The organism is Klebsiella sp. RCJ4 (assembly GCF_009025755.1).
GTDB classification, from domain to species: Bacteria; Pseudomonadota; Gammaproteobacteria; order Enterobacterales; family Enterobacteriaceae; genus Klebsiella; species Klebsiella michiganensis.
Genome location: NZ_WCIN01000047.1, coordinates 62115 through 74383, shown reverse-complemented (window position 1 = coordinate 74383; position 12269 = coordinate 62115). Strand labels below are relative to the sequence as shown.

The following is a 12269-nucleotide window of genomic DNA, read 5'->3' as shown; positions in this document are numbered from 1 at the left end:
TACACTTCATCCTTCGCGCTGCCCCGGCGTTGGCTGCTCCCTCAAAGCCCGGTCACAGAGTTATCTCTGCGCCCGGGGGTTTTCGGCCTTGCCGCCTTGAGGCAACACGAATAATTTTGCGTATGAATTGAAAAGGATATTTTTACCTTAGCCAGTTAGTTTTCGCCAGTTCGATAACTTCGTCGCCGCGGCCGCTGATAATCGCGCGCAGCATATAAAGGCTGAAACCTTTGGCCTGCTCCAGTTTAATTTGCGGCGGCATCGCCAGCTCTTCACTGGCGACGACCACATCCACCAGGACCGGACCATCGGTAGCGAAAGCGGTTTGCAGCGCTTCATCAACCTCTGACGCGCTTTCAACACGTATGCCCTTAATGCCGCACGCTTCGGCGATGCGGGCAAAGTTGGTGGCGTGAAGTTCAGTGCCGTCTGTCAGATAGCCCCCGGCCTTCATCTCCATCGCCACGAAGCCCAGTACGCTGTTATTGAAGATAACGATCTTCACCGGCAGCTTCATCTGCGCCAGCGAGAGAAAATCCCCCATCAGCATGCTGAAGCCGCCGTCGCCGCACATTGCCACAACCTGACGGTCAGGGGCGGTGGCCTTCGCACCGATGGCCTGCGGCATGGCGTTAGCCATTGACCCATGGTTGAACGATCCGAGCAGGCGGCGCTTACCGTTCATCTGCAAATAGCGCGCGGCCCAGACGGTCGGCGTACCCACGTCACAGGTAAAGATGGCATCGTCGTCGGCATAGTGGCTGATGCGCTGCGCCAGATACTGCGGATGAATTGTTTTTTCGCTGGGCTTCGCCAGGTCATCAAGCCCCTTGCGCGCGTCGCGATAGTGTTCCAGCGCTTTATCGAGGAACTTACGGTCGGTTTTCTCCTCAAGATGCGGCATCAGCGCGCTGAGGGTCGATTTAATATCGCCGACCAGCGCCATATCCACTTTACTGTGGGCGCCAATACTGCCGGGATTGATATCAATCTGAATGATTTTCGCGTCCGTCGGGTAGAAGGCGCGATAGGGGAACTGGGTGCCGAGCAGCACCAGGGTGTCGGCGTTCATCATGGTGTGGAAGCCGGAGGAGAAGCCAATCAGTCCGGTCATCCCCACATCATAAGGGTTGTCGTATTCTACGTGCTCTTTGCCGCGCAGCGCGTGAACGATAGGCGCTTTGAGCTTCGCGGCGAAGTCTACCAGCTCTTTATGCGCCCCGGCGCAGCCGCTGCCGCACATCAGGGCGATGTTGCTTGAATAGCGCAGCAGCTGGGCCAGCTTTTTCAGCTCTTCTTCCGCCGGCGTCACCTGCGGCAGCGGCGCGTGGTACCAGTGGCTGCTGGCGCTTTCCGGCGCGGCTTTCAGCGCAACGTCGCCGGGAAGCACCACTACCGAGACGCCGCGGTTAATCACCGCTTTGCGCATGGCGATGGCCAGCACCTGCGGGATCTGTTCCGGGGTTGAGACCAGTTCACAGTAGTGACTGCATTCCCGGAACAGCTCCTGCGGATGCGTTTCCTGAAAATAGCCGCTGCCGATTTCGCTGGAAGGAATATGGGCGGCGATGGCCAGAACCGGAACGTGATTGCGGTGGCAGTCGAAAAGGCCGTTAATCAGATGCAGGTTGCCCGGCCCGCAGGAGCCTGCGCAGACCGCCAGTTCGCCGGTAAGCTGCGCTTCCGCCCCGGCGGCGAAGGCGGCCACTTCTTCATGGCGCGTGGGCATCCAGTCGATGGTCCCCATACGGTTCAGGCTGTCGCTTAAGCCGTTGAGCGAATCCCCGGTTACGCCCCAAATACGTTTAACGCCAGCCTGTTCAAGAGTTTTGGCAATGTATGCCGCCACGGTCTGTTTCATGGTTCTCCATCTCCTTTTTGTGATAACGCTTACAAGCTTAGATGAAACTGCCAGTTACGCTCGCTTTCACCTCTCATTTTCCGCTGGTTTTTTTCAGTGAAAACTCCGCATAATCTGAGCTCACATAAAGTGGTAAACAGGAATCATTTCAAATGGTTAAATCGCTGTTAAATGCTGTTAATAAACTGCTATCCCATGACGATTTCGGCAAACTCTTGTTACGACTTGCCGTTGGCGGGCTGATGCTGTTTCACGGGTTGCATAAGCTATTTGATGGCGTAGGGGGAATCAGCAATATGCTGGTAGCAAAAGGATTGCCGGGGTTTATCGCTTATGGGGTTTTAGTGGGCGAGGTGGTAGCGCCTTGCCTGCTGATTCTGGGAGTGCTTACGCGTCCGGCGGCGCTGGTGCTGGCGTTTACGATGGTCGTGGCCTGGCTGATGGTCGGGACGGGCAAAACCTTTGCGCTGGATGCGGTAGGCGCGTGGGCGATTGAGAGCCTGGTCTATTTCTTTGTGGGCGCGCTGGCGATTGCCTTCCTCGGGGCAGGGCGCTATGCCATCGGCGGCAATTCAGCCTGGCGGTAAACATTGCCGGACGGCGTTGCGCCATCCGGCAGCTGAGGGTTAAGCCAGTACCAAATCACCCTGCGGGTGGCAGGAGCAGGCCAGCACGTAGCCTTCAGCGATTTCCGCATCGGTTAACGTCATGGTACTGCTGACGGTATATTCTCCGGAAACCACTTTGGTTTTGCAGCAGCCGCAGACGCCTGCGCGACAGGCGACGGTAACCGGCACCTTATTGCTTTCCAGCGCTTCGAGCAGCGTGGTGCCGACCGGCGCGTAGAACGCTTTCGCCGGCTGCAGTTTGGTGAACTTCAGGCCGCTGGTAGCGGCTTCGGCTACCGGCGTAAAGAACTGCTCTTTAAAGAAACGCGTCGCGCCCAGCGCTTTCACCTCCTGCTCAACCCAATCCATATACGGCGCCGGGCCGCAGGTCATCACGGTACGAGAGGTCAGATCCGGTACGCTTTTCAGCAGATCGGTCGTCAGTCGGCCAGAAACAAAACCGTGGGTGGCATTGTTTTCAGCGACTAAGGTCACCGGATATTCGCGCCATTCGTCGGCAAAAATAACATCTTGCGGTGAACGAACGTTAAAGATCACCTGCACATCGGCCTGCGGGCGGTACTTTGCCAACCAGCGACGCATTGACATGATTGGCGTAACGCCGCAGCCAGCAGCCAGCATCAGGAACTTATCTTCAGCCTTATCTTCACAGGTAAATTCACCCATGGCATCGGACAGCCAGATATAGTCGCCGCGCTTCACGTCGCGGGTCAGCCACTGTGAGCCTGCGCCATCGTCAATCCGACGGATGGTCAGCGTGATGTACTCGCTTACTCCCGGCGTCGATGAAATGGTGTAAGCACGCAGCGTCTCCGCTGAATTACGTACGCTGACCAGTGCATACTGCCCGGCACGGTACGGATAATAGTCGTGGCACAGCAACGAAATTGTCCATACATCCGGCGTTTCCTGATGGATGTGATGAACCTGCATCCGCCATGGGCACTGATGAGTTGGCATTGTCATTCTTTACTCCTTACGCGCTCAGCAGCTGCTTCATGTCTTCTTCAACGGTGGTCACGGAACGCAGACCGAATTTCTCGTTGAGAACGGCCAGCAGGTCCGGCGTGAAGAAGCCCGGCGCCGTCGGGCCGGTGACGATATTTTTCACGCCCAGCGACAGCAGGGTCAGCAGAATAACAATCGCTTTCTGTTCAAACCAGGAGAGCACCAGAGACAACGGCAGGTCGTTCACGCCACAACCCAGTTTCTCAGCCAGGGTGACCGCCAGGATGATGGCAGAGTAAGCGTCGTTACACTGACCGGCATCGACCAGACGCGGTAGACCTTCGATATCGCCGAATTCGAGTTTGTTGAAACGGTATTTACCGCAGGCCAGGGTCAGGATCAGGCAGTCGTCCGGTACGCTGGTGGCGAAATCGGTGAAGTAGTTACGTTCGCCGCGCGCCCCGTCGCAGCCGCCCACCAGGAAGATATGGCGCAGTTTTTCACGGCTCACCAGGTCGATCAGCGTATCAGCCGCGCCCAGCAGGGTCTGACGACCGAAGCCAACGGTGATCAGGTGCGGGATCTCGCTGTACGGGAAGCCCGCCATCTGCTGCGCCTGGGCGATAACCGGGGCGAAATCTTCGCCTTCCAGATGATTGACGCCTGGCCAGCCGACGATGCTGCGGGTCCAGATACGGTCGTCATAGGCGCCGACGGTTGGGTCGATGATGCAGTTAGAGGTCATCACAATCGGGCCAGGGAAGCGGGCAAACTCGACCTGCTGGTTTTGCCAGCCGCTGCCGTAGTTACCAATCAGATGCTTGAATTTACGCAGTTCCGGGTAACCGTGCGCTGGCAGCATTTCACCGTGGGTGTAGACGTTAACCCCGGTACCTTCTGTTTGCTCCAGCAGGTTGTACAGATCTTTCAGGTCATGGCCGGAAATCAGAATGCATTTGCCTTCGGTCGCTTTGACGTTGACCTGAGTCGGGGTGGGGTGACCATATTTAGTGGTCTCGCCAGCGTCCAGAATGCTCATCACTTTGAAGTTCATCTGGCCGATTTCCATCGAGCACTCCAGCAGCGCGTTCATATCGGCAGGCCAGGTACCGAGCCACGCCATGATTTTATGGTACTGGGCGTAGATGTCGTTGTCGTACTGACCCAGAACGTGCGCGTGCTCCATATAAGCCGCAGCGCCTTTCAGGCCGTACAGGCACAGCAGGCGCAGGCCGAGAATGTTCTCGCCGATGGCCGCTTTGTCTTTGTTCGGGGTGAATTCCGCCGCCTGGCGCTGCAGGTCGCCCAGATCGTCGCTCGCCAGCTGCAGATCGGCCATCGGGTTGTTAACCGTCGCTTGGGCATCAATGTTCAGGCACTGGGCTTTCAGCGCTTCACGCAGGGTGATGGCCTCGCGCGCATAGCCAACGATGCGCGGGGAATCGAAGTTAACGTTGGTCAGCGTGGAGAAAAAAGCGCGCGGCGCAAAGCTGTCGATGTCGTGGTCGATGATGCCGTATTCACGGGCTTTAAGCGCCCAGGCGGAGAGCCCCTGCAGAGAGGCAATCAGCAGATCCTGCAGATCGGACGTTTCGGCCGTTTTTCCGCACATACCCTGCGCGTAAGAGCAGCCGTTCCCTGCCGGGGTACGGATGGTTTGTTCACATTGCACACAAAACATGGTCACACCTTTTTAAAGTTATATTTAATATACATGTTTAAGGTTATGCCCGAGCGCGAGAAGAGAAAAGGTATTTCTGATACAACTTACGGGGAGATTGATTTAGCGCAAAATTGGCGGCAGAAGACTACCGCCAGAGAGGTATTAAGCGGAGAAGAAAGCCATCAATATGGGCACCAGCAGACTGAGAATGAAGCCATGAACGATGGCCGCCGGCACAATCTCCACCCCGCCAGAGCGTTGCAGTACCGGCAGCGTAAAGTCCATTGATGTCGCGCCGCAAAGGCCCAGCGCGGTGGAACGGCTGCGGCGCACCAGTCCGGGGATAAGCATTATCGCCAGCAGCTCGCGGGCAAGATCGTTAAAGAAGGCCGCGCTGCCAATTACCGGGCCATAGGATTCGGTCAGCAGAATCCCGGAGAGCGAATACCAGCCAAACCCGGAAGCCATGGCCAGCCCGGTTTTTAGCGGCAGGTCGAGAATAAAGGCGTTGATGATACCGCCCAGCAGTGAACTGACCATGACCACTACCGCGACAATCATTCCGCGGCGATTCAGTACGATCTGCCGCAGCGTCATGCCATTATTGCGCAGTTGAATACCGATGAGGAACAAAAGGAAGATCAGGGTATATTCGCTGGCCTCGGTGGCGTGTTGTAAAAAGGATATACCGCTCAGACCAATCATAAAACCAATAAATACCACGCCGCATAGCTGAAGGGATTCCAGAGCCATTGCCAGACGGGAGGGTAATTTTTCCTGACGATGATGATTTTGCCAGGGCATTTTTTGCTCGAGCCACATCAGGGCGGCAATATTGCATAGCAGAATAATAACGACGCTGACCGCCGCATAATGAAGGATCGCCAGGAGGTTGCTGGCCAGATTATCCAGGAAGGCCAGGCTAATGCCCATAAAAAAGAGAATAACGTAGACAATCCAGCTCAGAAGTCGCGCGATGAGTTTAAGGGCTGATGGCCGATGAAGAGGAATAAGATAGCCTATAACCAACGGCAGCAGAATGATTAAAAGTCCCGAAAACATGAACGACTTGGTCCTTGCAGAATGAAAATAGCGCCCCTGACACTACCCAAATCGCCGGACTGAGTAAAGTGGTGGAAAAAAAGAAAGGCCCGGCAGCACCGGGCCTCAAGAAAAGTGGAGGAAGTTTAGCTGCGTTTTTCCAGCAGGGTGCGGTAGAGCACGCCGCCGAGAATGCCGCCGATAATCGGCATCACCCAGAATAGCCACAGCTGCTGCAGCGCCCAGCCGCCCTGGAATATCGCTACCGCGGTACTGCGCGCCGGGTTTACCGACGTGTTGGTGACCGGAATGCTGATCAGGTGGATAAGCGTTAGCGCCAGGCCAATAGCGACAGGAGCGAAGCCGGCCGGTGCGTTTTTATCCGTGGCGCCGTGAATGACCAGCAGGAAGCCGCAGGTCAGGACGATCTCAATCACAATAGCGGAGAGCATGGAGAAACCGCCGGGAGAATGTTCGCCATAGCCGTTCGATGCGAATCCGCTAGCGGCGGCGTCAAAGCCCGCTTTACCGCTGGCGACAACGTACAGAATAGCGGCGGCGATAATACCGCCGACAACCTGGGCGATAATATAACCAATCACGTCCCTGGCCGGGAAACGACCGCCGGCCCATAAACCTAAAGTTACCGCCGGGTTAAAGTGCCCGCCGGAAATATGACCGACGGCATACGCCATGGTTAATACGGTTAAACCGAAAGCCAGCGCGACGCCGGCAAAACCAATTCCCAGCTCAGGGAATGCCGCAGCTAGCACGGCGCTGCCGCAACCACCAAATACCAGCCAGAATGTACCAAAGCATTCTGCTGCTAATTTTCTAAACATAACCACCTCAATAAAAACGTAAACGCGCACGAGTTTTCGTGCCGGCCTTTATTTTCGCCACAAAGAATGACGACCAGAATAAAGCGACGCTATTCTATGGACGATCGCCACCTTGGGACCAGTTAAATAAATTGATGTAATTTGATTTAGAACAATGCGCTGGGATTCCTTTTCATGTCGGTTTTTTTAAAAGTGTAGAACAAAAACGGTTAAAAAAACGACTTTCAATGATGAAGGCGTTTCTCAATTAAGTGATGTATGGCTCATCACATTCCCCCCTGCGGCCATGAGCGATTCGCAGACGCCCGGAGTGTCATGTTGATGCTCACCTCGCTATACTGCTGATAACTGAAGGAGATAGTCGCCACTGAGCGGAGGGCATATGCATCTTGAGCGCGTAGAAATAGTCGGTTTTCGCGGCATTAACCGATTATCGTTGATGCTGGAACAAAATAACGTGCTGATTGGCGAAAATGCCTGGGGTAAATCCAGCCTGCTGGATGCCCTGACGCTGCTCCTGTCGCCGGAGTTCGACCTCTATCATTTTGTTCGGGAAGATTTTTGGTTTCCGCCCGGCGATATTCAGGGGCGCGAGCATCATCTGCATATCATCCTGACCTTCCGTGAAAATGAACCCGGGCGCCATCGGGTTCGACGCTATCGTCCTCTCAGCAGCTGCTGGGTTCCCTGCGACGATGGCTATCAGCGCGTTTTCTATCGCCTGGAGGGGGAGCTTGCCGATGACGACAGCGTGATGACCCTGCGCAGCTTTATTGATGGTGAAGGGAAAGCGCTGGAGCTTGACGATATTGATGAACTCGCCCGTCACCTGGTACGGCTGATGCCGGTTCTGCGGCTACGCGACGCCCGCTTTATGCGGCGGATCCACAACGGCACCGTTCCGCACTCGCCGCAGATCGAAATTACCGCTCGCCAGCTTGATTTCCTCTCTCGCGAACTGGTACATCATCCGCAAAATTTAACCGATGGACAGATCCGCCAGGGGCTGTCGGCTATGGTGCAATTGCTGGAGCACTATTTTGCCGAGCAGAGCAGCGCGCAGTCGCGCCATCGTCTGATGCGCCGTCATTCACATGATGAACAGCGCAGCTGGCGCTACCTGGATATTATCAACAGGATGATCGACAAGCCCGGCGGGCGCAGCCATCGGGTGATTTTATTGGGGCTGTTTTCGACTCTGCTGCAGGCGAAAGGCACGGTAAGACTCGATCGCGATGCGCGGCCGCTCTTGTTGATTGAGGACCCGGAAACCCGGTTGCATCCTATTATGCTGTCGGTGGCCTGGCATTTGCTCAATTTACTGCCGCTGCAGCGGGTGACGACAACGAACTCCGGCGAGCTGCTGTCATTAACGCCCGTCGAGCACGTCTGTCGGCTGGTGCGTGAATCTTCACGAGTGTCGGCCTGGCGGCTGGGGCCCGGCGGGATGAATGCGGAAGACAGCCGACGCATCGCGTTTCATATTCGCTTTAACCGCGCTTCATCGCTGTTTGCCCGCTGCTGGCTGCTGGTGGAGGGGGAGACGGAAACCTGGGTTATCAACGAGCTGGCCCGCCAGTGCGGCCATCACTTTGATGCGGAAGGGGTGAAGGTCATTGAGTTTGCCCAGTCGGGTTTGAAGCCGCTGATTAAATTCGCCCGGCGAATGGGTATTGAGTGGCATGTGCTGGTGGATGGCGATGAAGCCGGGAAGAAATACGCCGCCACCGTTCGCAGTTTGTTGAATGACGATAAAATGCTGGAGCGAGACCATCTCACCGCGCTACCGGCGATGGATATGGAGCATTTTATGTACCGTCAGGGCTTCGACGATGTTTATCACCGGGTCGCGCAGCTGCCGATGAATATACCCATGAATATGCGGCGGGTGATCACCAAAGCGATTCACCGTTCGTCAAAACCGGACCTGGCGATTGAAGTGGCGATGGAGGCCGGGCGGCGCGGGGTTGACGCCATTCCTGCGCTGTTGAAAAAAATGTTCTCTCGCGTACTATGGCTGGCGCGCGGACGCGCAGATTAGCGCAGACCGCTGTTTCTCTCTTTCTGCCGGGCGATCCATCCCGGCAGGTCTTCATCTGCACACCCTCAACTTCAGTTAAACAAAAATGAAGCGCATCTAAAAATGCGCGTTATTCTATTGCCGCATTTAGATAGAATTGTCGCGGGTTCTGCGGGTTAAAACATCAGGAATTGTTATGAAATTAAATGGAAAGCGCAGGAAAGTTTGGTGGCTGCTGGCGATTGTCGTGCTGGCCCTCGCCGTCTGGGGATGGCGAATTCTGAATGCGCCGCTGCCGCAGTATCAGACGCTGGTGGTGCGTAAAGGCGACCTTCAGCAGAGCGTGCTGGCGACCGGTAAGCTCGATGCGTTGAAAAAAGTGGACGTCGGGGCGCAGGTGAGCGGGCAGCTAAAAACGCTGCGCGTCGAGATTGGCGACAAAGTGAAAAAAGACCAGCTGCTGGGGGTTATCGACCCGGAGCAGGCGGAAAACCAGATAAAGGAAGTCGAAGCGACGTTGATGGAGCTACGGGCGCAGCTGAACCAGGCGCGCGCGGAACGTAAACTGTCTGCGGCGACGCTGGCTCGTCAGCAGCAGCTGGCGCAGCGGCAGCTGGTCTCTCGCCAGGACCTCGATACCGCCGCGACCGACTTAGCGGTCAAAGAGGCGCAAATCGGCACGATTGAAGCCCAGGTCAAACGCAATCAGGCGACCCTGGATACGGCCAAAACCAACCTCGACTACACCAAAATTCTGGCGCCGATGTCCGGAGAAGTGACGCAAATCACCACCCTGCAGGGGCAGACGGTGATTGCTGCCCAGCAGGCGCCGAATATTTTGACCCTGGCCGATCTCAGCACCATGCTGGTGAAGGCGCAGGTCTCGGAAGCGGACGTCATTCATCTTAAGCCGGGGCAAAAGGCCTGGTTTACCGTACTGGGCGATCCGCTGACGCGCTATGAAGGAACGCTGAAGGATATTCTCCCGACGCCCGAAAAGGTCAACGACGCTATTTTCTACTACGCCCGTTTTGAAGTGCCGAACCCGCAGGGCATCCTGCGCCTGGAGATGACCGCCCAGGTGCATATTCAGCTCTCAGAAGTGAAAAATGTTATCACCATCCCGCTGAGCGCGCTGGGTGAGGCCATCGGCGATAACCGCTATCACGTGCGTCTGCTGCGTACCGGTGAAGTTAAAGAGCGTGAAATCGTTATCGGCGCGCGTAACGACACCGATGTGGCGGTGGTGAAAGGGCTGGACGAGGGGGATGAAGTCATTATCGGCGAAGGTGCGGCCGGAGCGGCGAAATGACGGCGTTACTGGAACTGCGTGATATTCGCCGCAGCTACCCCTCCGGCGATGGCAACGTTGAGGTGCTGAAAGGCATTACGTTGAACGTTGCCGCCGGTGAGATGGTGGCAATCGTCGGCGCGTCCGGCTCCGGGAAATCCACGTTGATGAATATTCTCGGCTGTCTGGACAAACCGACCGGCGGTACCTACCGGGTCGCGGGAACGGACGTGGCTCGCCTCAACGGCGACGAGCTGGCGCGCCTGCGGCGGGAACATTTCGGTTTTATTTTCCAGCGCTATCACCTGTTATCGCATCTCACCGCGGCGCAGAACGTGGAAGTCCCTGCGGTTTATGCCGGCGCCGAGCGCAAAGCGCGCCTGGCCCGGGCCCATGAGCTGCTGGTTCGGCTGGGGCTGGGCGACAGAGCTGAATATCAGCCTTCGCAGCTCTCCGGCGGCCAGCAGCAGCGGGTGAGTATCGCCCGCGCCCTGATGAACGGCGGGGAAGTGATTCTGGCGGATGAGCCAACCGGTGCGCTGGACAGCCGCTCCGGCGAAGAGGTCATGGGGATCCTTCACCAGCTAAAAGCGCAGGGGCATACGGTGATTATCGTCACCCATGATCCGCAGGTGGCGGCCCAGGCGGAGCGGGTGATTGAGATACACGACGGTGAAATCGTGCGTAATCCGCCCGCTCTGAGTCCGGCGCAAGGCGGCGTACTGCGCCAGCGCACGGCGGCCGAACCGTCGGCGTGGCGTCAGTTCAGCAGCGGCTTTCGCGAAGCGCTGATCATGGCCTGGCGCGCGATGGCGGCGAATAAAATGCGTACGCTGCTGACGATGCTCGGGATTATTATCGGCATCGCATCTGTGGTGTCGATTGTGGTGGTGGGCGATGCCGCGAAGCAGATGGTGCTGGCCGATATCCGCGCCATCGGCACGAATACCATTGATGTTTATCCCGGCAAGGATTTCGGCGATGACGATCCCCGCTATCAGCAATCGCTCAAGTACGACGATCTGCTTGCTATTCAGAAACAGCCGTGGGTGAGCTCGGCGACCCCGGCGGTATCAAAAAGCCTGCGCCTGCGGGCGGATAACATCGACGTTGCCGCCAGCGCCGAGGGCGTGGGGGCGCAGTACTTTAACGTCTACGGCATGACCTTTAGCGAAGGCAACACCTTTAACGAGCTTCAGCTAAATAGCCGCGCGCAGGTGGTGGTGCTCGACAGCAACGCGCGCCGACAGCTATTTCCGCACAAAGCGCGGGTCGTCGGCGAAGTGATTCTGGTCGGCAATATGCCCGCGACGGTGATCGGCGTGGCGGATGAAAAACAGTCAATGTTCGGCAGCAGCAAAATTCTGCGCGTCTGGTTGCCCTATACCACGATGGCTGGCCGGGTGATGGGGCAGTCGTGGCTGAATTCCATCACCGTGCGCGTCAATGAAGGCTACGACAGCGCGGTTGCCGAGCAGCAGCTGTTGCGTCTACTGGAACTGCGTCACGGTAAGAAGGATGTTTTCACCTGGAATATGGACAGCATCTTGAAAACGGCGGAACGGACCACACATACATTACAGCTGTTTTTGACGCTGGTGGCGGTGATTGCGCTGGTGGTCGGCGGGATTGGCGTGATGAATATTATGCTGGTCTCAGTCACCGAACGCACGCGGGAGATCGGTATCCGTATGGCGGTCGGGGCGCGGGCCAGCGATGTCTTACAGCAGTTTTTGATCGAGGCGGTGCTGGTTTGCCTGGTTGGCGGGGCGCTGGGCGTCACGCTTTCGCTGCTGATTGCCTTTGTGTTACAGCTGTTTTTACCCGGCTGGGAGATCGGTTTTTCACCGTTGGCGCTATTGACCGCGTTTTTATGCTCCACGCTGACCGGGGTGCTGTTTGGCTGGCTACCGGCGCGCAATGCGGCTCGTCTGGACCCCGTCGACGCCCTGGCGCGCGAGTAGCGATAAAAAA

The 12269-nt window shown here is 56.8% G+C and carries 9 protein-coding genes; 4 read left to right on the top strand and 5 right to left on the bottom strand.

From position 1 onward, the window contains the following. Nucleotides 1–142 precede the first annotated feature (142 nt). A complete protein-coding gene (gene poxB, locus F8562_RS27410) occupies nt 143–1861 on the bottom strand; it encodes a ubiquinone-dependent pyruvate dehydrogenase (protein ID WP_014228612.1) in 1719 nt (572 codons plus the stop codon). A 152-nt stretch (nt 1862–2013) separates the two neighbouring features. On the opposite strand from poxB, the gene F8562_RS27405 reads away from it, so the two are divergent. After that, complete coding sequence (locus tag F8562_RS27405; protein WP_014228613.1) at nt 2014–2448, top strand: DoxX family protein; 435 nt, start codon at nt 2014–2016, stop codon at nt 2446–2448. Between the two features lie 39 nt (nt 2449–2487). Here F8562_RS27405 and hcr read toward each other — a convergent pair whose 3' ends face one another. From hcr to aqpZ, 4 genes are all read right to left on the bottom strand, one after another. Then, nucleotides 2488–3456, bottom strand: coding sequence for an NADH oxidoreductase (gene hcr / locus F8562_RS27400; protein WP_014228614.1), 969 nt, complete (start codon nt 3454–3456; stop codon nt 2488–2490). A gap of 10 nt (nt 3457–3466) precedes the next feature. Next, nucleotides 3467–5119, bottom strand: coding sequence for a hydroxylamine reductase (gene hcp / locus F8562_RS27395; protein WP_014837945.1), 1653 nt, complete (start codon nt 5117–5119; stop codon nt 3467–3469). A gap of 144 nt (nt 5120–5263) precedes the next feature. Continuing rightward, the gene (locus F8562_RS27390) at nt 5264–6163 is read right to left on the bottom strand and encodes a lysine exporter LysO family protein (RefSeq protein WP_014837946.1); all 900 of its coding nucleotides are present in this window, start codon (nt 6161–6163) and stop codon (nt 5264–5266) included. A 125-nt stretch (nt 6164–6288) separates the two neighbouring features. After that, nucleotides 6289–6984 (bottom strand): aquaporin Z, encoded by a 696-nt coding sequence (gene aqpZ, locus F8562_RS27385; RefSeq protein WP_014228617.1) that lies wholly within the window; start codon nt 6982–6984, stop codon nt 6289–6291. A 382-nt stretch (nt 6985–7366) separates the two neighbouring features. On the opposite strand from aqpZ, the gene F8562_RS27380 reads away from it, so the two are divergent. From F8562_RS27380 to macB, 3 genes are all read left to right on the top strand, one after another. After that, on the top strand, nt 7367–9025 hold the full coding sequence (locus F8562_RS27380; RefSeq protein ID WP_014228618.1) for an ATP-dependent endonuclease: 1659 nt from the start codon (nt 7367–7369) through the stop codon (nt 9023–9025). Nucleotides 9026–9200: 175 nt separating this feature from the next. Then, nucleotides 9201–10316, top strand: a complete 1116-nt coding sequence (gene macA / locus F8562_RS27375; RefSeq protein ID WP_014228619.1) for a macrolide transporter subunit MacA — start codon at nt 9201–9203, stop codon at nt 10314–10316. Then, on the top strand, nt 10313–12259 hold the full coding sequence (gene macB, locus F8562_RS27370) for a macrolide ABC transporter ATP-binding protein/permease MacB (RefSeq protein ID WP_014837948.1): 1947 nt from the start codon (nt 10313–10315) through the stop codon (nt 12257–12259). Before macA ends, macB begins: the two co-directional genes overlap by 4 nt. Nucleotides 12260–12269: the final 10 nt, after the last annotated feature.